This window comes from Mycolicibacterium sp. CBM1 (assembly GCF_054073305.1).
Genome location: NZ_JBSXPP010000003.1, coordinates 65,181 through 89,966, shown reverse-complemented (window position 1 = coordinate 89,966; position 24,786 = coordinate 65,181). Strand labels below are relative to the sequence as shown.

The window sequence follows — 24,786 nt, the reverse complement described above, 5'->3', positions numbered from 1 at the left end:
GCCCGTTCCAAGGTGCTCGAACGTGTGTTCTAATGACGTCAGTGCCGTTGACCACCATTCGCAAGGAGATCGTCGCAACGATGACCGTAGACACTTTGGCAGCACCCGCCCCGTCGACCGCCTTCGACACGCGCGCTGCGATGCCCGCGGCCCCGGAACCGGCTGCGACGCCGTCGCCCGAAGCTGCCGCGGAGAAGCCCAAACGAGCCAAAGCGGCCGGCCGCAAGACCAAGACGCTGGAGTTGACCCTCACCGTGACCGGGACCGCTGACGGTGATTGGCGCGCGGAACTCAAGCAGGGCAGCACGTATCTGGCGCGCGACATCGCGGTGGCGGCTGCGGCGGTGTCGCGGGCGGCCAAGGAACTGCACGAGGATCTGTCCACCCCGATCGACGACATCATCGAGGAAGCACGCTCGCAGCAGGCCGCCAGGGTCGCGGCGCTGGAAGCCGAACTCGAAGCCGCCCGCAAGGCGTTGGCCGGCCTGGACTGAAAGTCCGGCGGCCCCGGACGATCCCGTCCGCTAAACGTTTCGGTGGGCGCGGAGGGTTTCGAACCCCCGACCGCTGGTGTGTAAAACCAGAGCTCTACCACTGAGCTACACGCCCGTGCCCGGGCAGGTTACACGGCGGGTGCGGGTGCAGGAAAATCCGCTCAGGCGTCCAGCGCGGCCAAGGCCTGGGTCCAGACGGACTGGTCTCGGGCCTCACCAGGCTGCTTACATTCGGCGAACCGGATGATCCCGTCGCGGTCGACGACGAAGGTGCCCCGGTTGGGGAACCCGGCGTCGGCATTGAACACGCCATAGGCCTGGGCGACAGCGCCGTGCGGCCAGAAATCGGCGAGCAACGGGAACGTGAACCCACTCTGCGCGGCCCAGACCTTGTGCGTCGGCGGCGGGCCAACAGAGATCGCGAGCGTGGTGGTGTCGCCACTGGAGTACACGCCCGGATGATCACGAATCTGGTCGAGCTCACCCTGGCAGATGGGAGTGAAGGCCAGCGGGAAGAACACCAGCAGCACGTTCTTGGTGCCGCGGAAGCCGCCGAGCGTGACGGGTTGACCGTTCTGGTCCTTGAGCGTGAAGTCGGGGGCCGGGCTGCCGACCCCGACCATCACGAGTGTCTCCCGGCCGCCTTCGATTTGGGCTGCACCAGCCGGCTAGCGCTCCAGTCACCCAGGTTGGCCGAGGACGTCTGCATCAACCCGGCGGTGGGCGCCGACTCGGCGATCTCGGCCGGCAGCACATGCCCCGGTTTGCCGGTCTTGGGTGTCAGCACCCAGATGACACCGTCGTCGGCTAGCGGTGCGATGGCATCCATCAGCCGGTCTACCAGGTCACCGTCACCGTCGCGCCACCACAACAGCACCACGTCGACGACTTCGTCAGCATCCTCGTCGAGCAGTTCCGCGCCGGCCGTGTCCTCGACGGCGACCCGGATGTCGTCGTCGCTGTCCTCGTCCCAGCCCAACTCCTGCACGACCTGATCTTTTTGGATGCCCAGCTTCTGGGCATAGCCCGGGGGGCCACCCTCCGCGACCACCGTCGGAACCTCCTTCAAATCAGGGTCGGCTGTCTAGGCCTATCGTCGCACGACACGCGAGATAACTCGCCGTCCGGTGGGAATCAGTACGTCGCGTCGCACAAGCTCAGGGCTTTCGACCTGGTGTCATTGAGATCTTTGATGGTCTTGTTGAACTGTTCGGGGGGTGCCTTGTCGGTGATCGCCTTGGCGGTCGCCCGGGCACCGTCCACCCAGCTGGCGAAAGCATCCTTCAAGTCCTGGGGGACCGCATCGGTGATGCTGCCCGCCACCGCGTCGGCGCTCTGGTTGAGCGCATCGACCGCCGGGCCCGCCGTGGCCGACACGTCGCCGGAGCCCTGATTGAACGCCCCGACGAAGGCGTTGACGGCGTCGATCGCGTCGGCGCTGGTGGTGGACAACGTCTCGCAGGTGTCGTGGGTGGCCTGGGTGGTCAGTGAGGCCTGCCGCTCGGACTCGCGGGCACTGGAGGACGCCGCGGACTGCGACATCGACACCGAGATGGAGGTCCGGTAGGCCGGCGCGTCGCCGGCCTTGACCGACGGATCACCACCGGTGACGGTCGTGCAGCCCACCACGCCGGCGGTGACTGCCGCGGCGGCGCCTATCAGCAGCCCACCGATCCGCAGCCTGCGAGCCGTTCTGATCAGCACAGCTCGGACGTTACCGGGTCACCGTCCTAATCGGCACGGCGCAAGAAATTCACCGGGCGCCTCGACGGCACTACTCGTCGGTACGGCCTCGAGTGCGGCACGATAGGGGGCAGATGGTGCAAAACCTGCGCCAGCTACTAAGGAGCTGATGTTGACCACCGAGTTCGCGCGCCACGATCTGGCCCAAAACTCAAGCAGCCCAAACGAATCTGATCGTGTCCGGGTGATCCGCGAAGGAGTCGCGTCGTATCTGCCCGACATCGACGCCGAGGAGACCGCGGAGTGGCTGGAATCGTTCGACGACCTGCTGGCCCGATCCGGGCCGGCTCGGGCGCGCTATCTGATGTTGCGGCTGCTCGAGCGCGCCGGTGAGCAGCGGGTCGCGATCCCAGCCCTGACCTCCACCGACTACGTCAACACCATCCCCACCGAACTTGAGCCGTGGTTCCCTGGCGACGAGGACGTCGAGCGCCGCTACCGTGCCTGGATCCGGTGGAACGCCGCGATCATGGTCCACCGCGCACAGCGACCGGGTGTCGGCGTCGGCGGCCACATCTCCACCTACGCGTCCTCAGCCGCGCTCTACGAGGTCGGCTTCAACCACTTCTTCCGCGGCAAGGCCCACCCCGGCGGCGGCGACCAGGTGTTCATCCAGGGGCACGCCTCCCCCGGTGTTTATGCACGCGCGTTCCTCGAAGGACGACTCACCGCAGATCAGCTCGATGGCTTCCGCCAGGAACACAGCCACCCCGGCGGCGGGCTGCCGTCGTACCCGCATCCGCGCCTGATGCCGGACTTCTGGGAGTTCCCGACGGTGTCGATGGGCCTGGGCCCGATGAACGCCATCTATCAGGCCCGGTTCAACCACTACCTGCACGACCGCGGCATCAAGGACACCTCCGACCAGCATGTGTGGGCGTTCCTCGGCGACGGCGAGATGGACGAGCCGGAGAGCCGCGGCCTGATCCAGGTGGCGGCCAACGAGGCCCTGGACAACCTGACCTTCGTCGTCAACTGCAACCTGCAGCGCCTCGACGGACCGGTGCGCGGCAACGGCAAGATCATCCAGGAGCTGGAGTCCTTCTTCCGCGGCGCCGGCTGGAACGTCATCAAGGTGGTGTGGGGCCGCGAGTGGGACACCCTGCTGCACGCCGACAAGGACGGCGCGCTGGTCAACCTGATGAACACCACGCCCGACGGTGATTACCAGACCTACAAGGCCAACGACGGCGCCTACGTGCGCGACCACTTCTTCGGCCGGGACCCGCGAACCAAGGCATTGGTCGCGGACATGTCCGACGCCGACATCTGGAACCTCAAGCGCGGCGGCCACGACTACCGCAAGGTCTACGCCGCCTACCGGGCGGCGACGGAGCACAAGGGCCAGCCCACGGTGATCCTCGCCAAGACCATCAAGGGTTACTCACTCGGCGCGCACTTCCAGGGCCGCAATGCCACCCATCAGATGAAAAAGCTTGCGTTGCAAGACCTCAAGGACTTCCGCGACGCCATCAGGATCCCGGTCTCCGATGCCCAGCTCGAGGACAACCCGTACCTGCCCCCGTACTACCACCCGGGTCCAGAGGCACCGGAGATCCGCTACCTGATCGACCGGCGGCGTGCTCTTGGCGGATTCCTGCCCGAACGGCGGACCAAGAGCAAGGCCCTGACGTTGCCCCCGCGCGACATCTACAAGCCGCTCAAGAAGGGGTCCGGCGCGCAGGAAGTCGCCACCACCATGGCGACCGTGCGCACATTCAAGGAGTTGTTGCGGGACAAGAACATCGGGCCCCGCATCGTCCCGATCATCCCCGACGAGGCCCGGACCTTCGGCATGGACTCGTGGTTCCCCAGCCTGAAGATCTACAACCGCAACGGCCAGCTCTACACCGCGGTCGACGCCGAGCTGATGCTGGCCTACAAGGAAAGCGAGATCGGCCAGATCCTGCACGAGGGCATCAACGAGGCGGGCTCCACCGCGTCGTTCACCGCGGTCGGCACGTCGTATGCGACCCACAACGAGCCGATGATCCCGATCTACATCTTCTATTCGATGTTCGGGTTCCAGCGCACCGGTGACGGGCTGTGGGCGGCTGCCGACCAGATGGCCCGTGGCTTCGTGCTGGGCGCCACGGCGGGGCGCACCACCCTGGTCGGTGAGGGGTTGCAGCACGCCGACGGGCACTCGCTGCTGCTGGCCTCGACGAACCCCGCGGTGGTGGCCTACGACCCGTCGTTCGCCTACGAGATCGCCTACATCATCGAGAGCGGTCTGGCTCGGATGTACGGCGAGAACCCGGAAAACGTGTACTTCTACATGACCATCTACAACGAGCCCTACCCGCAGCCGCCGGAGCCGGCAGACTTCGATCCAGAAGGGCTGTTGCGCGGCATCTACCGGTATCGGCAGGCGTCGCAGAAGCGCACCAACGTCGCCCAGATCCTCGCCTCCGGCGTGGCGATGCCGGAGGCACTGCGTGCCGCCGACCTGCTCGCCGAGCGCTGGGACGTGGCGGCCGACGTGTGGTCGGTGACCAGCTGGGGTGAGCTCAACCGCGACGGTGTGGCGGTGGAGAAGGATCTGCTGCGCCACCCCGACCAGCCGGCCCGGGTGCCCTATGTGACCCAGGCGCTCAACGGCACCGCAGGTCCCGTCGTCGCGGTGTCGGACTGGATGCGCGCCGTGCCCGAGCAGATCCGCCCCTGGGTGCCCAACACCTACGTCACGCTGGGCACCGACGGGTTCGGCTTCTCCGATACCCGGCCGGCGGCGCGCCGCTTCTACAACACCGACGCCGAGTCCGTGGTGGTCGCGGTGCTCGAGGCGCTGGCCCGCGACGGGGAGATCGACCCGTCGGTGGCGGTGGCGGCGGCTCGGGAGTACCGGATTGACGATGTGATGGCGGCGCCGGAGCAGACGAGCGACCCCGGAGTCGCATAGTTTGGGACGCCGACTGTGCAACCTCGTACGCCGACAGCGGCGTGTCGTGTACGAAACCGCACAGTCGGCGCAAACCGGCGAACCCGGCGTTTGGTGGGTTCTGCCACAAATTCGGCGTAGATTTTAGGGGTGAGCGACAATCCACCCTTCGATCCGCCGCGCTCTCCGCTGGAGTTGTTGGAGAACGTGCCGGAGTCGACCCTGCGTCGGCTCAAGCAGTACTCCGGGCGGCTGTCCACCCAGGCCGTGCACGCCATGGAGGAGCGGTTGCCGTTCTTCGCCAAGCTGGAAGCCTCGCAGCGCGCCAGCGTGCAGCTGGTGGTGCAGGCGGCGGTGGTCAACTTCGTCGAGTGGATGCGTAACCCGACCAGCGATGTCGGCTACACGGCTCAGGCCTTCGAGCTGGTGCCCCAGGACCTGACCCGCCGGATCGCACTGGCCCAGACCGTTGAGATGGTGCGGGTGACCATGGAGTTCTTCGAAGAGGTGGTCCCCCTGCTGGCCCGCTCGCAGGACCAGCTCAACGCCCTCACGGTGGGCATTCTGCGCTACAGCCGGGACCTGGCGTTCGCCGCGGCGGCCGCCTACGCCGACGCCGCCGAGGCCCGCGGGTCGTGGGACAGCCGGATGGAAGCCAGCGTCGTCGACGCCATCGTGCGTGGTGATGCGGGCCCAGAACTGCTGTCGCGGGCCGCGGCCTTGAACTGGGACACCACCGCCCCGGCCACCGTCCTGGTCGGCACCCCGCCGGCCGGCCGCGAGGAGCTAGCCGGCCAGGACGTACGCGAGATCGCGATGCGCCACGACCGCGCCGCACTCGCCGACGTGCACGGCACGTGGCTGATCACGATCATCTCCGGCCAGCTCTCGCCCACCGACAAGTTCTTCAACGACCTGCTCGGCGCGTTCTCGTCCGGCCCGGTGGTCATCGGGCCGACCGCTCCGATGCTCAGCGCCGCCTACCACAGCGCCAGCGAGGCGATCTCGGGGATGAACGCGGTAGCCGGCTGGAGCGGCGCGCCGCGCCCGGTGCTCGCCCGCGAATTGTTGCCCGAGCGGGCGCTTCTCGGCGACACGTCGGCGATCGCGGCACTACACACCGAGATCATGCGCCCGCTGGCCGACGCCGGCCCAGCCCTCACCGAAACCCTCGACGCCTACCTCGACAGCGGCGGCGCGATCGAGGCCTGCGCCCGAAAACTGTTCGTTCATCCAAATACCGTCCGGTACCGACTCAGGCGGATCGGCGACTTCACCGGCCGCGATCCCACGCTGCCGCGCGATGCGTACGTGCTGAGGGTGGCCTCAACCGTCGGCCGACTCGGATATCCGGTGCCCAGCCACACCATGGGAAACGGTTCTGTAGTGCAGCTCACACCTCCGCGGGTGGCCACCACGGGGACCAATTAGCCCGCTGCGCAGATCGCGACGAGATATCAGCGGAGTCGCATCACATGCAGTTTTGTGGAGAACCAACAAAAACATAAGACAAGGTTCATAATCTCTTACACCCCGCAAATCCGGTTTCACAATGTTTTCTTAATGAGTGCCTCAAGAACCCGTGATCGCCGTGCTCGCACCCGGCCAGGGATCACAGACCCCCGGCATGCTCGCCCCGTGGCTGGAGCTGACCGGCGTCGCCGAACAGCTCGCCACCTGGTCCGACATTAGTGGTCTGGACCTGGTCCGACTGGGCACCAGCGCGTCGGCTGACGAGATCACCGACACCGCCGTCACCCAGCCGCTGGTCGTCGCGGCCACCCTGCTGGCCAACGCCGAACTGACCAAGCGCGGCGGATTCACCGCCAAGACCGTCGTCGCCGGCCACTCCGTCGGCGAGATCGCGGCCTACGCCATTGCCGGTGTCATCTCCCCCGACGACGCGGTGAAACTCGCCGCGGTCCGTGGCGCCGAGATGGCAAAGGCCTGCGCCGTCGAGCCGACCGGTATGTCGGCGATTCTCGGCGGCGACGAGGCCGAGGTATTGGCTCGTCTCGAGGCCCTGGACCTGATCCCCGCCAACCGCAACGCCGCCGGTCAGATCGTTGCGGCCGGAGCCGTTGCCGCCCTGGAGAAGCTCGCCGAGGACCCCCCGGCCAAGGCCCGGGTGCGCCAGTTGGCCACCGCCGGCGCGTTCCACACGCATTACATGGCCTCCGCGCTCGACGGCTACGCGGCCGCGGCCGCCGGCGTCGCCGCCACGGATCCGACGACCACGCTGCTGAGCAACTCCGACGGCAAGCCGGTATCTTCGGGACAGGACGCGATGGAGAAGCTCGTCGCGCAACTCACCCGCCCGGTGCGCTGGGATCTCTGCACACAGACCATCCGCGAGTTCTTCGAGGGCGCAGAGGTCACGGCGATTGTGGAGTTCCCGCCCGCGGGTGCTCTGACCGGTATCGCCAAACGCGAACTTCGGGGCGTACCCACGCACGCCATCAAGGCACCCGCAGATCTGGATGGACTCACCGAGCTGTAAGTGCAGCCGGCGTCCCCCGGAACAATCACATAAAGCACGTCATCACTGTTTTACGAAGTAACACCACCAATTACGAAGGGAGCCACACTGTGGCCGCCAGCCAGGAAGAAATCATCGCCGGCCTCGCCGAGATCATCGAAGAGGTCACCGGCATCGAGCCTTCGGAGGTCACCCCAGAGAAGTCGTTCGTCGACGACCTGGACATCGACTCCCTGTCGATGGTGGAGATCGCCGTGCAGACCGAAGACAAGTACGGCGTGAAGATCCCCGACGAGGACCTCGCGGGCCTGCGCACCGTCGGTGACGTCGTCAGCTACATCCAGAAGCTCGAAGAAGAGAACCCCGAGGCTGCCGCCGCCCTGCGTGAGAAGTTTGCAGCGGAATGACCAGACCTTCCACTGCTAACGGCGGTTTCCCCAGCGTCGTGGTGACAGCGGTCACCGCGACAACCGCGCTTGCGGGCGACATTGAAAGCACGTGGAAGGGCTTGCTGGCCGGCGAGAGCGGCATCCGCGTTCTCGAAGACGATTTCGTCACCAAGTGGGATCTGCCGGTTCGTATCGGTGGTCATCTCGCCGACCCCGTCGATGACCACATGGGTCGCCTCGACTTCCGCCGCATGTCCTACGTGCAGCGGATGGCGAAGTTCGTCGGCGCGAAGCTCTGGGAGAACGCAGGTGCCCCCGAGGTCGATCCCGACCGCTTCTCGGTGGTCATCGGCACCGGACTCGGTGGTGGCGAGAAGATCGTCGAGACCTATGACCTGATGAACGAGGGCGGCCCCCGCAAGGTGTCGCCGCTCGCCGTGCAGATGATCATGCCGAACGGCGCGGCGGCGGTCGTCGGCCTGGAGCTGGGGGCGCGAGCCGGGGTCATCACCCCGGTCTCGGCCTGCTCTTCGGGTTCGGAGGCCATCGCCCACGCCTGGCGTCAGATCGTCATGGGTGACGCGGACTTCGCCGTCTGCGGCGGCGTCGAGGGCGGCATTGAGGCGCTGCCCATCGCGGCGTTCTCGATGATGCGTGCGATGTCGACCCGCAACGATGATCCGGCGGGCGCGTCGCGTCCGTTCGACAAGGATCGGGACGGCTTCGTCTTCGGCGAGGCCGGCGCGATGATGATCATCGAGACCGAGGAACACGCTCTGGCCCGCGGTGCCAAACCGCTGGCCCGGCTGCTGGGCGCAGGTATCACCTCCGATGCCTTCCACATGGTGGCTCCGGCTCCGGACGGCCTTCGGGCCGGCCACGCTATGAAGCGCGCTATGGAGACGGCGGGCTTGTCCCCCAAGGACATCGACCACGTCAACGCGCACGCCACGTCGACATCCATCGGCGACGTCGCCGAGGCGAACGCGCTGCGAGTCGCCGGCGTGGAGCACGCCGCGGTGTACGCACCGAAGTCGGCTCTCGGGCACTCGATCGGTGCGGTCGGTGCGCTCGAGTCGATCCTCACGGTGCTGGCGCTGCGCGACGGCGTGATCCCGCCGACGCTGAACTACGAAACACCGGACCCGGAGATCGATCTGGATGTCGTGGCTGGTGAGCCACGCTACGGCGACTACCAGTACGCGATCAACAACTCCTTCGGGTTCGGTGGCCACAACGTGGCATTGGCCTTCGGGCGCTACTGATACCTGTCCCCGGAGGAAAGGACGAGCAGGAAGTAATGGCAGGGTTGACGCGTTTGTCGACGGGGAGCGGCTTCCCCAACGTCGTCGTCACCGGAATCGCGATGACGACTGCCCTGGCAGTTGATGCCGAGAACACTTGGAAGAATCTGCTCGACGGGCAGAGCGGGATCCGCAAGCTGGAAGATCCGTTCGTCGAAGAGTACGACCTACCGGTGCGCATCGGCGGACACCTCCTGGAAGACTTCGAAAGCGAGTTGACACGCGTCGAACTACGGCGGCTGTCGTACCTGCAGAGGATGTCGACCGTGCTCGGTCGGCGGGTCTGGGAAAACGCAGGCTCGCCGGACATCGATACCCGCCGGCTGATGGTGTCGATCGGCACGGGCATGGGATCCACCGAGGAAATGCTGTTCGCATACGACGGCATGCGGACCAAGGGACTGCGGGCCGTTTCACCACTGGTCGTGCAGAAGTACATGCCCAACGGACCTGCCGCGGCGGTCGGGTTGGAGCTCAAGGCAAAGGCCGGGGTCACCACCCCGGTCTCGGCTTGTGCCTCCGGCTCGGAGGGCATCGCCCAGGCGTGGCGCCAGATCGTTCTCGGCGAAGCCGACATCGCGGTGTGTGGCGGCGTCGAGACCAGGATCGAAGCGGTGCCGATCGCGGGCTTCGCCCAGATGCGCATCGTGCTGTCCACCACCAACGATGATCCCGCTGGTGCCTGCCGACCGTTCGACAAGGACCGCAACGGGTTCGTATTCGGTGAGGGCGGCGCGCTCATGGTCATCGAGACCGAAGAGCACGCCAAGGCTCGTGGGGCCAACATCCTCGCGCGCATCATGGGGGCGGCGATCACGTCCGACGGGTACCACATCGTGGCGCCCGACCCCAACGGTGAGCAAGCAGGTCATGCGATCACCCGGGCGATCGAACTCGCGGGCCTGCAGCCGTCGGACATCGACCACATCAACGCTCATGCGACCGGCACCCAGGTGGGCGACGTCGCGGAGGGTAAGGCCATCAACAACGCGCTCGGCAACCACCGGCCGGCGGTCTACGCACCAAAATCGGCGCTAGGCCACTCGGTGGGTGCCGTCGGCGCGGTGGAGTCGATCCTCACCGTGCTGGCGCTGCGGGACGGCGTCGTGCCGCCCACGCTCAACTTGCGCAACCTCGATCCGGAGATCGATCTGGACGTGGTGGCCGGGGAACCCCGGCCAGGCAACTACCAGTACGCGATCAACAACTCGTTCGGATTCGGTGGTCACAACGTCGCGATCGCCTTCGGGAAGTACTAGACGCAATCAGCGCTGACAGTGCTTGAGTGACATCCGGCGCGCACTAAGGAGATGTAGATGACGATCATGGTCCCTCAGGCCGTCGGCGAATCACTCGATCCCCGCGACCCGATGTTGCGGCTCTCGGCGTTCTTCGACGACGGCAGCGTCGAGCTGCTGCACGAGCGTGACCGCTCGGGCGTCCTCGCCGCGGCTGGCACCGTCAACGGGGTGCGCACCGTCGCCTTCTGCACCGACGGCACCGTCATGGGCGGCGCCATGGGCGTCGAGGGCTGCGAGCACATCGTCAACGCCTACGACACCGCCATCGAGGAGCAGAGCCCGATCGTGGGAATCTGGCACTCCGGCGGTGCCCGGCTCGCCGAGGGGGTGCGGGCGCTGCACGCGGTGGGACTGGTCTTCGAGGCGATGATCCGGGCTTCCGGTTACATCCCGCAGATCTCGGTCGTCGTGGGCTTCGCCGCCGGCGGCGCCGCCTACGGGCCGGCCCTGACCGACATCGTCATCATGGCGACCGAGGGCCGCGTCTTCGTCACCGGCCCGGACGTGGTGCGCAGTGTGACCGGCGAGGACGTCGATATGGCGTCCCTCGGCGGCCCCGACACCCACCACAAGAAGTCCGGCGTGTGCCACATCGTCGCCAACGACGAGCTCGATGCCTACGCGCGCGCCCGCCGCCTGGTCGGATTGTTCAGCCAGCAGGGCCATTTCGACCGCAGCAAGGCCGAGGCCGGCGACACCGACCTACATGCTCTGCTTCCGGAATCCCCGCGCCGCGCCTACGACGTGCATCCGCTGGTCGAGGCGCTCCTCGACGCCGACACTCCGTTCGAAGAGTTCCAGGCCAAGTGGGCGCCGTCGATCGTCGTCGGCCTCGGCCGGCTGTCCGGCCGCACCGTCGGGGTGATCGCCAACAACCCGCTGCGGCTCGGCGGCTGCCTGAACTCTGAAAGCGCCGAGAAGGCAGCACGTTTCGTGCGGCTGTGCGACGGCTTCGGCATCCCGCTGGTCGTCGTCGTCGACGTCCCCGGCTACCTGCCCGGCGTGGACCAGGAATGGGGCGGCGTAGTGCGCCGCGGCGCCAAACTGCTGCACGCCTTCGGAGAGGCCGCCGTTCCCCGGGTCACGCTGGTGACCCGAAAGATATACGGCGGCGCCTACATCGCGATGAATTCCCGGTCACTCGGCGCCACCAAGGTCTTCGCCTGGCCAGACGCGGAGGTCGCCGTGATGGGCGCCAAGGCCGCCGTCGGCATCCTGCACAAGAAGAAACTGGCCGCCGCGCCGGACCACGAGCGCGACGCGTTGCACGAGGAGCTGGCGATCGAGCACGAGCGGATCGCCGGTGGCGTGGACAGCGCCGTCGAGATCGGCGTCGTCGACGAGAAGATCGACCCGGCGCACACCCGCAGCAAGCTCACCCAGGCTCTCGCCGAGGCACCGGCACGGCGCGGACGGCACAAGAACATCCCGCTGTAACCGGCCCCCCGGTCTTGGCCGCGACGGCGGGCTCCTCGTCGTGGCGGTCGGCCATGAACGGTCGCCGTCAGGCGGTCGTCGGTGCGGCGGCTGCCGGTGGTGTGCCCTGCAGGTGCTTGAGGATGCCCGCGATGACCTCGTCCTGGGCGAGCAGGTGCTGTTGGATCTGTTCGGCCTCCTTGAGCACTGCCTCGGCGTCCTTGTAGGTCTCCTCGGCCCGCTTGTCGGCGGCCTTGGCCTGGATGTTCTGGCCGACGATGATGATCGGCAACAGGACCAGTTGCAGGAAGCTGCTCGACAGCCACACGACGACGTAGTAGGTGCCCTGCTTGACCGCGTCGGGCAAGGCGAACAGAGCCAATGCGGTGAACACGTAAGCGGTCCACATGGTGCCGACGGTGACCGTGATGAGCAATCCGAACTTCGCGTTGAAGCGGACCCAAAGGTTGGGGTGGTTCAACCTGCGGCTGTCGCGCGTGCGGACCGGACTGCCCGCGTGCAGTTCCGCGGCGCGGGGATGACGCTTGTACTCATAGATCTTCGGCATGAGGGCATGGTCGCACGCGCCGCGCCGCCTAACGCACCGCGGCGAGCAGTTCCTCGGCGGCGCTCACGGCGGATTCCCGGTCGGCAGCCACCAATCCGATGCGGGTTCGGCGGTCCAGGATGTCGTCGACGCTCAGCGCACCCTCGTGGGTGACGGCGAATTCGAACTCGGCGCGGGTGACGTCGATGCCGTCGGCGACCGGGTCGGTGGGCCGTGCGCAGCGCGCCGACGCGATGACGTTCGGAGATTCGGCGCCATAGCGCGCAACCAGAGAGCCGGGAATCTCACTCGTCGTCCGAAGGGTGGCAACGGGATTGGCGGCTGCCCCCACCAGCGGGAGATTGTGGGTGCGACACGGCCGCGCGACGGCGAACCGAGCCGCCAACACACGGTCGACGGCGTCCTGCGCCATGTAACGGTATTCGGTGAGCTTGCCGCCGACGATGCTGAACATCCCGGATTCGGATTCGATCACCGCGTGCTCCCGGGAAAGGTCCGCGGTGCGGCCCGGCTCACCCTCGGGTCGCCGGTCCGCGAGGTCGATGAGCGGGCGCAGGCCTGCGTACGCGCCCAGGACATCGTCGTGGGTCAGCGCCGTTCCCAGTGCGGTGTTGACGGTGCCCAGCAGGAAATTCACCTCGGCCGGGGTGGGTTGGGGTTCATCGGGAATCGGCCCGGGCGCGTCCTCGTCGGTGAGACCGAGGTAGATCCGGCCCAGCTGCTCGGGCATTGCGAATACGAACCGGTTCACCTCCCCCGGAATCGGAATCGTCAGTGCGGCAGTCGGATTGCCGAATGTTGCGGCGTCGAAGACCAGATGCGTTCCCCGGCTGGGGCGCAGGGTGATCGCGGGGTCCACGTCACCGGCCCACACCCCGGTCGCATTGATGACCGCGCGGGCCCGCACCGTCAGCTCTTCGCCGGTCAGTTCGTCGACGAGTCGCACCGAGGTACCAGTGGCCGACCGCGCGGAGACCCGGGTCAGGATCCGGGCCCCGTGCTGCGCGGCGGTGCGGGCGACGGCCACGACCAGCCGGGCGTCGTCGACGAGCTGGCCGTCGTAGGCCAGCAGCGCACCGTCGAGGCCCTCGCGGCGCACCGTCGGCACCATCGCGACGGCGCGGGCGGCGTCGATGCGCCGTGAGCGTGGCAGTACCGACGACCGGGTGCCCGCCAGCAGCCGCAACGCATCACCGGCGAGGAAGCCGGTGCGTACCAGGGCTCGTTGCCCACCGCCCATGGACGGCAGCAGCGGAACCAGCTGCGGCATGGCGTGCACCAGATGAGGGGCGTTGCGCGTCATCAGGATTCCGCGCTCGAGCGCACTGCGCCGGGCGATGCCGACGTTGCCGGTGGCCAGGTAGCGCAGTCCCCCGTGGACGAGTTTGGAGCTCCAGCGGCTGGTCCCGAAGGCCAGATCGTGCTTCTCGGCCAGCACGACGGACAGGCCGCGGCTGGCCGCGTCGAGTGCGATGCCGGTGCCTGTGATGCCGCCGCCGATGACCACGACGTCGACCGGTTCACCGATACCGAGCGCACTCAGGTCGGCGGCGCGTCGGGCGGCGTTGAGGGCGGTGCGGTCGCTCATGGCGCGAGGTATCCGTTCAAGGCGTGGTCGAGTTCGGCGGACAGCGCATCCGAATCGAGGAGCGGCTCGACGATGGCGCCCGACTGGGTGGCCGACTGCGCGATGAGCAGCACCATGGCTGCCATCTGCCGCGCATCGCCGTCCCGGACGCTGCCCTCAGCCTGGGCGGTGCGGAGTTCGTCGGCGAGCAGGTCGATCAGGATCTGCTGGCTGGTGCCCAGGCGGCCGGTGATGTAGACCATCGCCAGATCCGGCGCGGTCCGCAGCACCGCGGCGATCAGCTCGTCGCGGCGCAGCCGCCGGGCCACCGTGACGACGCGCTCGACCAGCCCGGCGCGACCTGGCTGCCGGGCCGGCACCGCACGCCAGGCCCCGGTGATCCGATCGGTCAGCAGCGCTGCCACGATCGTGCGGGTGTCCGGCCAGCGTCGATACACCGTCGGACGGCTGACACCCGCGCGCCGTGCGATCTCGGCGAGGGTGACCCGTTCCACCCCGAAGTCCCGCACGCAGGTGGCCGCCGCGGTGAGTATGCGGTCGGCGATGTCCACCGACTCATCGTTACTGATTGACAGCATCTGTAATACTGTAACGCATGAGCGACGAAGCCCGCACCCTACTGCCCCCGATGGCCTGGAACGCCTGGGGCGACCCGGACGCCGCCAAGCCGCTGTCCGAGGGCATTCGCGCACTGCTCGAGCAGGCGCTGGGTGTGACAGCGAACGACATCCCCGCACCGCGCATCGACGAGGTGCAGGTGCGTCCGTCGACTCTCGGCGACGTCCACCGCGACGGACTCGGCGCGATCGTCGGCGCCGGCCACGTGCGCACCGGCGACCAGGAGCGGTTGCTGTACGCCGGCGGCAAGTCGACCCTTGACCTGTTGCGCCGCAAGCACACTCACCAGGACGCCCCGGACGCGGTGATCCTGCCAGGCAACGAGGACGAGATCGCCACCGTCTTGCGGTACTGCTCGCAGCATGACATCGCCGTGGTGCCCTTCGGCGGCGGCACCAGCGTGGTGGGTGGCCTGGACCCCATCCGCGGCCGGTTCGCCGCGGTCATCTCGTTGGACCTGCGCCGGCTCGACGCGCTGCACTGGCTCGACGAGACCTCGATGCAGGCCGAACTCGGCGCCGGGGTGACCGGCCCGGACGCCGAGCGGTTGCTCGGCGAGCGGGGCTTCTCCCTCGGGCACTTTCCGCAGAGCTTCCGGTTCGCCACGATCGGCGGTTTCGCCGCCACCCGGTCTTCCGGGCAGGACTCCGCGGGATACGGCCGGTTCAACGACATGATCCGGGGGCTCACCGTGGTCACCCCGGTCGGCGTTCTCGACCTCGGCCGGGCGCCGGAGACTGCCGCCGGACCCGACCTGCGTGAACTGTTCTCCGGATCCGAAGGTGTCTTCGGCGTGATCACCCGGGTTCGACTGCGTGTGCATCCGGTGCCGGAGACCACGCGCTATGAGGCGTGGTCCTTCCCGGACTTCGCCACCGGCGCCGCGGCATTGCGCGCCGTCAGCCAGATCGGTACCGGCCCGACCGTGCTGCGGCTGTCCGACGAAGCAGAGACCGGCGTGAACCTGGCCACCACCGGAAACATCGGAGAGCAAAGCATCACCGGCGGTTGCCTGGGGATCACCGTGTTCGAGGGCAGCGACGCCCACACGCGCAGCCGCCACCAGGAGACCCGCGCGGTGCTGGCGGCGCAGGGCGGTACGTCGTTGGGCGAGGCGCCGGCGCGGGCGTGGGAGCACGGCCGGTTCGACGCTCCCTATCTGAGGGACTCGCTGCTCGCGGCGGGCGCGTTGTGCGAGACCCTCGAGACGGCCACCACGTGGTCCAATCTCGCGACGCTGAAGGCCGCGGTGACCGAGGCACTGACGACGTCGCTGGCCGGGCAGGAGCCCAGCGATTCGGGGACCAGCCCCGCCGAAAGCGGGACACCGGCGTTGGTGATGTGCCACATTTCGCATGTGTACCCCACCGGCGCGTCGCTGTATTTCACCGTCGTGGCCGGACAGCGCGGCGACGTCGCCGAGCAGTGGCTGGCGGCAAAGGCCGCTGCCTCCGAGGCGATTTCGCGGTCCGGCGCGACGATCACCCACCACCACGCGGTCGGCGCCGACCATCGCCGGTGGATGACCGCCGAGATCGGCGAGCTGGGAGTCAAGGTGCTGCAGGCGGTCAAGCAGGCCGTCGACCCGGCGGGGATCCTCAACCCGGGCAAGCTCATTCCATGATCCGTCACGTCACGGTCCTGACGAACCCGATGTCGGGGCACGGCAACGCCCCGCATGCCGCGGAGCGCGCGGTGGCCCGCTTCCAGAAGCTGGGGATCGACGTCACCGGGGTCGTGGGCCGCGACGCCGATCATGCCCTGCAGTTGACGAGCGAGGCGCTCGAGCGCGATACCGACGCGCTCGTCGTCGTCGGCGGTGACGGGGTGATCCGGCTGGCGCTGCAGGTGTTGGCGCGCAGCGGGATTCCGCTGGGCATCGTTCCCGCCGGAACCGGCAACGACCATGCCAGGGAATACGGACTGCCCACCGCCGACCCCGAGGCCGCGGTCGAGGTGATCGCCGCCGGCCACACCGAGACCGTCGACCTCGGACTCATCGAAGGCACCGACGCCAGCAGAACCTGGTTCGGCACGGTCGCGGCGACAGGATTCGACTCGCTGGTCAGCGATCGCGTCAATCACATGCGCTGGCCACACGGCAGGATGCGATACAACGTCGCCATGATCGCCGAGATCTCCCGGCTGCGGCTGCTGCCGTTCCGGCTCGTTCTCGACGGCGAGCGCGAGATCGTCACCGACCTCACGCTGGCCGCATTCGGCAACACCCGCAGCTACGGCGGCGGCATGCTGATCTGCCCCGGCGCCGATCACCGCGACGGGCTGCTCAACATCACCATGATCCAGACCGCGTCGCGGACCAAGCTGATGCGGTTGTTCCCGACCGTCTTCAAGGGCACCCACGTCAACATCGACGAGGTCACCACCGAACGCGCCCGCACGGTCACCGTCGAGTCGCCCGGTATCAATGCATACGCCGACGGCGACTACGTCTGCCCGCTGCCTGCGGAGATCTCAGCCGTCCCAGGCGCACTGACGTTGTTCGTGCCGCAGCCGACCAGGTAGCGCGAGACGATCCGCGCGGGTCATCGCGCCGAAACTCGCAATTTTCACGGCGCAACCGGCTAGCAACATTAACGGTATACAGTCTGCGCCGTGGCACTCGGAATACCCCGTCGCGATCGGCGTCGATGGGTCCTGTCACTCAGCGCCCCCGGCGCATCCGCGAGGGGCACGAGGCGGGCAGTGCCAACTGCAGCACTCTCCGGTATGCATGAATTGACCTGTACAGCACCATATCTTGCGTCGAAGTGCGGACATCGCGACCCGGTCGGCGTCACCTCCCGGTGGCCGGCGCCAGACGCCCTCGGCTTCTGCGGCAAACGCCGCCCCAGCGTCCCGTTCGCATTTCTGTATACAAACTGTCAAGTCACCCTCCCCCCGGGGCATGAACTGACGTGACCGCAATCGCCCCGGTGACCGGGATGTTCGGGCTCCCCAAGGTGCGGCCACGCTTCGCGTCCGCGCCCGCCGGCGTGGGCGTGTGCGTGCTGCTGCTCCTGGCGACGGCAGCGATCATCGTCGCGCCGCTGCTCGCGGTCTACGACCCGGTGCAGCCGGCTGGTGACCCCAACCTCCCGCCGCTGACCGCCCACCACCTGTTGGGCACCGACGCGCTCGGCCGGGACCTGTTGAGCCGCACGTTGTTCGGGATGCGAACCAGCTGGCTTTCGGCGCTGGCCATCGTCGCGGTAGGCCTGATCGCGGGCGGTGTCATCGGCGTGGTGGCCGGCGCCGCAGGGGGCTGGATCGACGCGATCCTGATGCGGACGACGGATCTGTTCCTGGCCATGCCCGCGGCTCTGGTCGCCATCGCCGTCGTCGCCGCGCTCGGTCCGGGGCTACTGCACACGATCGTCGGCATCTGCGTCGTCTGGTGGCCCTACTATGCACGGATCCTGCGCGGCGAGATCCGCTCGCTGGCCGCGCGACCCCACGTAGAGGCCGCCCGCCTGTCCGGGGTGGGACCGGTCCGCATCACCACTCGCCACCTGCTACCCGGTGCCGTGCCCACCGCGATCGTCACCGCGAGCGTCGACATCGGCAACGTCGTGCTGTTGCTGGCCGGGTTGTCGTTCCTCGGCCTCGGCCAGCGTCAGCCCGCACCTGAACTCGGCTCGGACACGGCCAGCGGAATGCAGCAGGTGCTGTCCCAGTGGTGGGTCCCGGTCATTCCCGCCACCGCGGTTCTGGTCTTGAGCCTGGCGGCCAATCTTGCCGGCGACGCGATGAGCAAGTCGGTCGGAACCCGCGTATGACCGCATTCGCGCTGCGCCGCCTGGCATCGGCCGCCATGTTGATCCTGCTGCTGACGCTGCTGGTCTTTCTGCTCCAGAAGGCAAGTCCCGCAGACGGTGTCAAGGCCTACCTGGGCAACGGCGCGTCCCCGGAAGCGGTCGCCCAGGCGCGCCGGCAACTCGGTCTCGACCAACCGGTGTCGGCTCAGTACATGCACTACCTATCGGGCCTGATCCACGGGGACCTGGGGATGTCGCTGCGCACCCGCAATCCGGTGGCGACCGATCTATCCACCGCGGCGCCGGCCACCATCGAACTCGTCCTCACCGCCTTCGTCCTAGCACTGCTGATGGCCGCGGTCTACACGGCGACGGGGTCCCTGCGCGCCGGAATCCCGGTGCGCGCCGGGCTGCTGGTCGCGGCGTGCGCGCCATCGTTCCTGATCGGTATCGCCGGGCTGGTGGTGTTCTACGCCCGACTCGGCTGGCTTCCCGGCGGGGGCCGGGGAACGGTCGCCGGTCCGACCGGTTTCGGTCTGCTCAACGCGCTACTCACCGCCAACCCGGCTGCGCTGTGGTCGGCGCTGACCCACCTCTTGCTTCCCGCGCTCACCCTGGCGATCGCTCCCGCACTGGCCATCGGCCGGGTGCTGCGGTCTAGCGTGCGGATGACGATGTCCGCCGACTACGTCCGTACCGCCCAGTCGCGGGGGCTGCACCCGGCTCGGGTGGCGATGGGCCACGTGGCCCGAAATGCCGCCAGTCCAGCACTATCCATGGCGGGTCTACAGCTCGGGTTCATGTTTGCCGGCGTCGTCGTGGTGGAGCAGGTGTTCAACTGGCCAGGCATCGGCAACTATCTGGCGGCGAGCATCCCGGTAGCAGACTTCGCCGCGATCGCAGGCGTGACGCTGCTCCTCGCAGCCATCTACATCGGCGCCAACGCTGTCGTCGACATCCTCCAAGCGGCCGCCGACCCTCGGCTCACCCTGTGACGGCCGCAGCTCACATCTGTTGAAGGAGAATCGTTGACCCGCATTGCCGTACGCCAGCCCGCCCGACTGGGCGCGGCCGCCCTGGCGTTGACCCTCGCCCTGGCCGCCTGCAGCTCGACATCGTCGGGCGGCGGTTCCAGCGCCCCCACCGACGGCACCCTGATCCTGGGGCTCAACGGTGACATCGGCCAGCCGCCGGATCCCGACATCTACTACGCCAACAACGGTGTCGCCATCATCCAGAACGTCTACGAGGGTCTGGTGAAATACAAAGACGGCGCACAGACCCCCGAGATCGCGCCGGCCCTGGCCACCGCATGGTCGGTCGACCCGACCAACACGGTCTTCACCTTCACGCTGCGGGACGGGGTGACGTTCCACGACGGCACCCCGTTCACCGCCGACGCGGTCAAAGCCTCGTTCGATCGTCGTGCCGCGGTCAACGGCGGACCCGCGTACATGGTGGCCGGCGTCCAGAGTGTCGTGTCGACCGACCCGCACACCGTGGTCATCACGCTGAAGGAGCCGAATTCGGCTTTCCTGGACTACCTCGCATCCCCGTTCGGACCAAGGATGGAATCCCCCACCGGGCTGGCCAAGAACGCCGGCAACGACCACGCGCAGAGTTACCTCGCCAAAAACGACCTCGGAACCGGCCCCTACCAACTGAGCAAGGTCCAGACCGGCACCGAGTACGAGCTCACCGCCTACCCCGGCTACTGGGGACAGAAGTCACCCTTCACCACAGTGAAACTGCCCGTCTACAACGACGTCTCGTCACTGGAGCTGGCCATCGAACAGGGCGAGGTATCCGGAGCGGTCAACGCCCTGCCGTCGGCAGCCCTGCAGCGGTTCAACGGCAACGCCAACCTCAAGAACTACTTCCTGCCCACGTTGGGCGCGGCGTTGCTGACCCTCAACCCGCACGGCAGCTTCTTCGCCACCCAGCCCGCACGAATGGCCTTCCTGCAGCTGATCGATCAGCAGCAACTGGTCAGCAGCGTCATGGGCCAAACCTCCGAGCCGGCCACCACGATGTACGGGCGCGGGATGATCCCCGACGGCGCGGACAAGCAGACCATCACCCACGACCCGAAGGTCATGGCGGACTACGCCAAGACGTTACCGGCCGGCACCACGATGACACTGGGATACGCCACCAACAACGACAACGCCCAGAAGATCGCCAATCTCGTAGTGGCACAACTGCAAACCATGGGTATCAAAGCATCGGCCCAGGGGTACACCACCGCAACGGTGTTCTCCTGGCCGAATGACCCCACCAAGGGACCGGATGCCTTCGTCGACGGCTCCAACGGGCCGGACGGCGGCAACCCCTACATGTGGGGACATGTGTTCTGGGACAAGACCGGTGGCATCAACTACTTCATGTGCGACAACCCGGAGGTCGACGACATGCTGAACTCCGCGGTCAAGTCGGGTGACACCGCGCTCTATGTCCAAGCCGCCCAGGCCTACGAGCAGACCGGCTGCTACCTGAATCTGGCCTACAACAAGGACTGGGTCGTCGCGCAGAAGTGGCTGACGAACGTCACCGACGCGCACAACGTCGGATCGTTCGAACTCAATTTCAACCAACTCGGCATCGACACCAAGTAGAGGCGACCTCATGACGTACCACGACCAACCCGCCATCGTGCCCGCCGCCGAATACCTGACCACGACCGATCTGAGCGACGACCCCAGCACGGGTGTCTTCGAAGTTCAGGTCATCGACATCGCCCCCGCGCTGTCGCCGACCGCCACTACGGACGATATCCGCTCCGTGGCAACCGAATTGGTCCAATCGTTCGTCGAGACCGGATTCGCCGTCGTGACCGGCCACGGAGTCGCCAGCAGCCTGTTCGACGCCATGTGCGCGATGTCGAGCGAGTTCTTCGCCCTTCCGCTCGCCGAGAAACTGGAAGTGACGTTCCCCGCCCCGGAGATCATCCGGGGATACGAACCCGCGCCCGACACCGCCGAAACCGCACGGGCGTTCAACGCGATGGAGTCGTTCCTGATCAACCGGCTCGATCCGCTCGACGACTTCAACCCCGACTCCAACGAGTGGCGGTTGTGGCGATGGCCGAACCTCTGGCCGGAGCGGCCAGCGGCCATGAGGCCGGTCTGGGAGAGCTACTACCAGGCCATGGACGCACTGGGTGCGCGGCTGCTCGAGTTGGTGGCAGTCGGTTTCGGACTGCCCTCCAACGTCTTCGAGAGGTTCTTCGATCGGCACTTCAACAATCTGGCCTTCAACTACTACCCACCCCGGGACGCGGTCGAGCACAGCGACGTCATCCCCAACGGCACCCATACCGATCACGGCGCCCTGACGCTGCTGTACCGCCCGAGCGAGCCGGGTGGCCTGGAAGTCTTCGCCCAAGATCACTGGTGGACGGTGCCGTGGGTGCCGAATTCCCTGGTGCTCAACATCGGTGACGTCCTGGAGTACTGGACGGGCGGGCGGGTTGCGGCGACACCGCACCGGGTGGTGTGGTCCACCGGGCCGGGCGCCGAAGCGGGCCGGCAGTCGATCGCGTTCTTCCAGCAGCCGAATCCCGACGCCCCCCTGTCCCCGATTATCGGAACCGATGCTGCCGAACCGGCGCCCGCGACGACCGCCGGGGTCCACGTGTCCCGCAAGGAACTGGGTCAACACACCCTCGACGCGCTTGGCATCTAATTCGGCCGCCTCGACCAGTCGGCGGTTACCCTCGCACCAGACCGGCCACCGGCCCGGCGGCCGCGGCGGAAAGGAGCGGACGATCTCGCAGCCGTGTCTCGACGATGGCCGTGACGACAACGAACGTGACGGGGACGAGCCTTCGGGGTCGCTGTCGACGCAAATCCATGCGGCGCTGCGCGAGTCGATCATCCGCGGGAAGTACCCGCAAGGTTCGCGGCTCGTCGAGCAACGGCTGGCCGCCGAGTTCAACGTCAGCAGGGTGCCGCTTCGCGAGGCGGTCCCGATCTTGGAAGTCGAAGGGTTCATCCGGACCCTGCCGCGGCGCAGCGCCATCGTGACGACGTGGACGGTGCAGTCCGCGCATGAACTCTTCGATCTGCGGCTGTGCCTGGAGGTGGGCGCCGCACGGTATGCGGCGCGCCGGGTGGCGCAGGGAAGCTCTACCGCCGCACTCCGAAAGGCGCTGGCGGCCGCCGGGGAGGGAATGCTCACCGGTGACGCCTACCTGGTGGCTCAGCAGAGCACCGATCTGCACGAGGCGATCGCCGATCTCACCGGCAATGACCTCATGCGGACGATGATGCGCTCGCTCACCGGCCGGATGATGTGGCTGTTCTACATGACATCAGAGCTGGACGGCGGACGGGCCCACAGTGACCACTCCGAGATCGTCGAGGTCATCGAGACCGGCAACGAGCGGCTGGCCGAGTCCGTCGCCTACGCCCACATCGAACGCGATCGTCACGAATCCATCGAACTGCTGCACCGCCAGCATCTGATCACCACGTGAGCGTGCTGCCCGCATCCTCCGGTTGAAGGATGGCGAATCATCGCCGCAAGGGGTGAATCGCCCGATTCTGCGCGGGTGCCGTAGCCGGCGCTGTTGGTCTCATGCCGCTCGGGACACCGAAAAGCCCGGCTCGGCGACACCAGCGTCCACCAGAGCCGCTGATCGCGGCGGGCGGTTCGGTTAGCCGACTCCCCGGCTCAGCCAGCTCACTTCGCCGCTGTCGCCGCCGTCGCGGTAAGGCTCGAGGGCCTCGTCCCAGGCGGTCCCCAGCACGGAGTCCAGCTCGGCAGCCAGGGTGTCGGCACCGGAGGCCATCATGGTGCGCAGCCGCATCTCGCCGACCATGGTGTCGCCGTTGGCGCTCATCGCCCCACTCCACAGGCCCAGCTGCGGAGTGTGGCAGAACCGCTGCCCGTCCACGCCGGCGCTGGGATCCTCGGTGACCTCGAATCGCAGCACTGACCACGAGCGCAGCGCATTGGCCAGCCGCGCACCCGTACCGACAGGGCCAACCCAGTTGGTGACCGCGCGTAGCTGCCCGGGCATGGCGGGCTGCGGGGTCCACTTCAGGTTCGCCCTGGCGTTCAGGGTCGACGACAACGCCCACTCGACGTGTGGGCACACCGCCGCTGGCGAGGCGTGGATGTACACCACGCCAGTCGTCACGTCGGCGAACTGGTTCGACGCACGCATGACTTTCTCCTTCGGCTCCACGAGGGACGTCTTCCCCAACGACCTGGTGTTTCCGAGGATGCAGTTGTGTCGTGCGTGTTTATTGTGCCTTGTGGGGCGCCTGTTGCGCTAGTCCGCCCCGTACACTCTCAGAACTTCATCAGACAGGGCCGGCCAGAGTGGCTTGGCCCACTCGTCGAAGTCCCGGGCCGTCAGGACGACCAGGGCCACGTGCCGATCCGGATCCACCCAGATGAACGTGCCCGTCTGACCGAAGTGCCCGAACGTCCGCGGCGAATTCCGCAGGCCGGTCCAGTGCGGCGACTTGGCGTCGCGGATCTCGAAACCGAGGCCCCAGTCGTTGGGCCGCTGGACACCGAATCCCGGCAACACGCCGGTGAGGCCCGGGAACTGAACGGTGGTCGCCGCCGCGTGCAGCTGTGGTGACACGGTGGCGGGGACGAGCAGGTCGGCGGCGAAGGCCGTGAGGTCCGCGACGGTGGACAGCGCCCCGTAGCCGGACGCTGCCGCCCCACCCTCCAACCGTGACGCGGCCATACCGAGCGGCTCGAAGACGGCTTCGGCCAGGTAGCGGCCGAACTCAATGCCGGAGCTCTCCTCGATGGTTTCGGCCAGCACCTGGAAGCCGTAATTGGAGTACACCCGCCGCTTGCCGGGCTCGGCCATCACCTGGGGCGAGTGCATCGACAACCCCGAGGCGTGTGCCAGCAGGTGCCGAACAGTACTGCCGGGCGGACCCGCGGGGGTGTCCAACTCGACGACGCCCTCCTCGATGGCCACCTGCGCCGCCCGCGCCGCGAGCGGCTTGGTCACCGACGCCAGCCGGTACGGGCGCACCGGGTCGCCGTACTCGGCCAGTACCCCGGCTGCGCCGACCACGGCCGCCGAGACCGCGGGGACCGGCCAGTCGGCGATCATGTCGAGTGGCGTGGACATCGGGTGGACGTTACCCGCGACCGGGTTGGGCCCGCAGAGCCCGGTGCTCTACATCCCTCGGGTCGTGCACCTAGTCGGCGACCAGCGGCCCGGTCGCGGCTTTGCGATGTGCGCGTAGCTCAGCGCTAGGACCGTGTTCCC

At 67.6% G+C, this 24,786-nt stretch carries 23 protein-coding genes and 1 tRNA gene; 15 read left to right on the top strand and 9 right to left on the bottom strand.

Going from position 1 to position 24,786, the window contains the following annotated elements; all coding sequences use genetic code 11:
• The first annotated feature begins 140 nt into the window (after positions 1-140).
• Entirely contained in the window at positions 141-494 is a 354-nt protein-coding gene (locus ACXDF8_RS04945; RefSeq protein ID WP_457222364.1) for a DUF6319 family protein, read from the top strand.
• Positions 495-537: 43 nt separating this feature from the next.
• Here the strand turns inward: ACXDF8_RS04945 and ACXDF8_RS04940 are convergent.
• From ACXDF8_RS04940 to ACXDF8_RS04925, 4 genes are all read right to left on the bottom strand, one after another.
• A tRNA-Val gene (locus ACXDF8_RS04940) sits at positions 538-609 on the bottom strand.
• A gap of 46 nt (positions 610-655) precedes the next feature.
• The gene (locus ACXDF8_RS04935; RefSeq protein WP_457222363.1) at positions 656-1,117 is read right to left on the bottom strand and encodes a peroxiredoxin; all 462 of its coding nucleotides are present in this window, start codon (positions 1,115-1,117) and stop codon (positions 656-658) included.
• Positions 1,117-1,545 (bottom strand): DUF3052 domain-containing protein, encoded by a 429-nt coding sequence (locus ACXDF8_RS04930; RefSeq protein WP_457222138.1) that lies wholly within the window; start codon positions 1,543-1,545, stop codon positions 1,117-1,119. The genes ACXDF8_RS04935 and ACXDF8_RS04930 overlap by 1 nt, the downstream gene beginning before the upstream one ends.
• 83 nt (positions 1,546-1,628) lie before the next feature.
• Positions 1,629-2,198, bottom strand: coding sequence for an Rv2240c family protein (locus ACXDF8_RS04925; RefSeq protein ID WP_457222137.1), 570 nt, complete (start codon positions 2,196-2,198; stop codon positions 1,629-1,631).
• A 151-nt stretch (positions 2,199-2,349) separates the two neighbouring features.
• On the opposite strand from ACXDF8_RS04925, the gene aceE reads away from it, so the two are divergent.
• The 7 genes from aceE to ACXDF8_RS04890 all read left to right on the top strand — a co-directional run bounded on the left by aceE (position 2,350) and on the right by ACXDF8_RS04890 (position 12,028).
• Entirely contained in the window at positions 2,350-5,139 is a 2,790-nt protein-coding gene (gene aceE, locus ACXDF8_RS04920) for a pyruvate dehydrogenase (acetyl-transferring), homodimeric type (protein WP_457222362.1), read from the top strand.
• Between the two features lie 129 nt (positions 5,140-5,268).
• A complete protein-coding gene (locus ACXDF8_RS04915; RefSeq protein WP_457222136.1) occupies positions 5,269-6,549 on the top strand; it encodes a PucR family transcriptional regulator in 1,281 nt (426 codons plus the stop codon).
• Positions 6,550-6,700: 151 nt separating this feature from the next.
• Entirely contained in the window at positions 6,701-7,618 is a 918-nt protein-coding gene (locus ACXDF8_RS04910; RefSeq protein ID WP_457222361.1) for an ACP S-malonyltransferase, read from the top strand.
• Positions 7,619-7,707: 89 nt separating this feature from the next.
• Positions 7,708-8,004: a meromycolate extension acyl carrier protein AcpM gene (gene acpM / locus ACXDF8_RS04905; RefSeq protein WP_047331275.1), complete on the top strand. Its 297-nt coding sequence runs from the start codon at positions 7,708-7,710 to the stop codon at positions 8,002-8,004.
• Complete coding sequence (kasA, locus tag ACXDF8_RS04900; protein ID WP_457222135.1) at positions 8,001-9,251, top strand: 3-oxoacyl-ACP synthase KasA; 1,251 nt, start codon at positions 8,001-8,003, stop codon at positions 9,249-9,251. Before acpM ends, kasA begins: the two co-directional genes overlap by 4 nt.
• A gap of 35 nt (positions 9,252-9,286) precedes the next feature.
• The gene (gene kasB / locus ACXDF8_RS04895; RefSeq protein WP_457222134.1) at positions 9,287-10,549 is read left to right on the top strand and encodes a 3-oxoacyl-ACP synthase KasB; all 1,263 of its coding nucleotides are present in this window, start codon (positions 9,287-9,289) and stop codon (positions 10,547-10,549) included.
• 57 nt (positions 10,550-10,606) lie between these two features.
• Positions 10,607-12,028, top strand: coding sequence for an acyl-CoA carboxylase subunit beta (locus ACXDF8_RS04890; protein ID WP_457222133.1), 1,422 nt, complete (start codon positions 10,607-10,609; stop codon positions 12,026-12,028).
• A 67-nt stretch (positions 12,029-12,095) separates the two neighbouring features.
• Here the strand turns inward: ACXDF8_RS04890 and ACXDF8_RS04885 are convergent, their stop codons facing one another.
• The 3 genes from ACXDF8_RS04885 to ACXDF8_RS04875 are packed head-to-tail and all read right to left on the bottom strand — an operon-like array spanning position 12,096 to position 14,741.
• The gene (locus ACXDF8_RS04885) at positions 12,096-12,575 is read right to left on the bottom strand and encodes a DUF1003 domain-containing protein (RefSeq protein WP_457222132.1); all 480 of its coding nucleotides are present in this window, start codon (positions 12,573-12,575) and stop codon (positions 12,096-12,098) included.
• Positions 12,576-12,603: 28 nt separating this feature from the next.
• Positions 12,604-14,163, bottom strand: a complete 1,560-nt coding sequence (locus ACXDF8_RS04880) for a glycerol-3-phosphate dehydrogenase/oxidase (RefSeq protein WP_457222131.1) — start codon at positions 14,161-14,163, stop codon at positions 12,604-12,606.
• Entirely contained in the window at positions 14,160-14,741 is a 582-nt protein-coding gene (locus tag ACXDF8_RS04875) for a TetR/AcrR family transcriptional regulator (RefSeq protein WP_457222130.1), read from the bottom strand. The genes ACXDF8_RS04880 and ACXDF8_RS04875 overlap by 4 nt, the downstream gene beginning before the upstream one ends.
• Positions 14,742-14,791: 50 nt before the next feature.
• Between ACXDF8_RS04875 and ACXDF8_RS04870 the strand changes: the two genes are divergently transcribed.
• From ACXDF8_RS04870 to ACXDF8_RS04840, 7 genes are all read left to right on the top strand, one after another.
• On the top strand, positions 14,792-16,405 hold the full coding sequence (locus tag ACXDF8_RS04870) for an FAD-binding oxidoreductase (RefSeq protein WP_457222360.1): 1,614 nt from the start codon (positions 14,792-14,794) through the stop codon (positions 16,403-16,405).
• Positions 16,402-17,307, top strand: coding sequence for a diacylglycerol kinase (locus ACXDF8_RS04865; protein WP_457222129.1), 906 nt, complete (start codon positions 16,402-16,404; stop codon positions 17,305-17,307). Before ACXDF8_RS04870 ends, ACXDF8_RS04865 begins: the two co-directional genes overlap by 4 nt.
• Before the next feature lie 392 nt (positions 17,308-17,699).
• Complete coding sequence (locus ACXDF8_RS04860) at positions 17,700-18,560, top strand: ABC transporter permease (RefSeq protein ID WP_457222128.1); 861 nt, start codon at positions 17,700-17,702, stop codon at positions 18,558-18,560.
• The gene (locus ACXDF8_RS04855) at positions 18,557-19,534 is read left to right on the top strand and encodes an ABC transporter permease (RefSeq protein ID WP_457222127.1); all 978 of its coding nucleotides are present in this window, start codon (positions 18,557-18,559) and stop codon (positions 19,532-19,534) included. The genes ACXDF8_RS04860 and ACXDF8_RS04855 overlap by 4 nt, the downstream gene beginning before the upstream one ends.
• A 33-nt stretch (positions 19,535-19,567) precedes the next feature.
• Complete coding sequence (locus ACXDF8_RS04850; RefSeq protein WP_457222126.1) at positions 19,568-21,154, top strand: ABC transporter substrate-binding protein; 1,587 nt, start codon at positions 19,568-19,570, stop codon at positions 21,152-21,154.
• A 10-nt stretch (positions 21,155-21,164) separates the two neighbouring features.
• Complete coding sequence (locus tag ACXDF8_RS04845; RefSeq protein WP_457222125.1) at positions 21,165-22,223, top strand: isopenicillin N synthase family dioxygenase; 1,059 nt, start codon at positions 21,165-21,167, stop codon at positions 22,221-22,223.
• A complete protein-coding gene (locus ACXDF8_RS04840; protein WP_457222124.1) occupies positions 22,213-23,016 on the top strand; it encodes a GntR family transcriptional regulator in 804 nt (267 codons plus the stop codon). The genes ACXDF8_RS04845 and ACXDF8_RS04840 overlap by 11 nt, the downstream gene beginning before the upstream one ends.
• Before the next feature lie 180 nt (positions 23,017-23,196).
• Here ACXDF8_RS04840 and ACXDF8_RS04835 read toward each other — a convergent pair whose 3' ends face one another.
• Positions 23,197-23,709: a DUF3145 domain-containing protein gene (locus ACXDF8_RS04835; RefSeq protein ID WP_457222123.1), complete on the bottom strand. Its 513-nt coding sequence runs from the start codon at positions 23,707-23,709 to the stop codon at positions 23,197-23,199.
• A gap of 108 nt (positions 23,710-23,817) precedes the next feature.
• The gene (locus ACXDF8_RS04830; RefSeq protein WP_457222122.1) at positions 23,818-24,645 is read right to left on the bottom strand and encodes a serine hydrolase domain-containing protein; all 828 of its coding nucleotides are present in this window, start codon (positions 24,643-24,645) and stop codon (positions 23,818-23,820) included.
• Positions 24,646-24,786 lie beyond the last annotated feature (141 nt).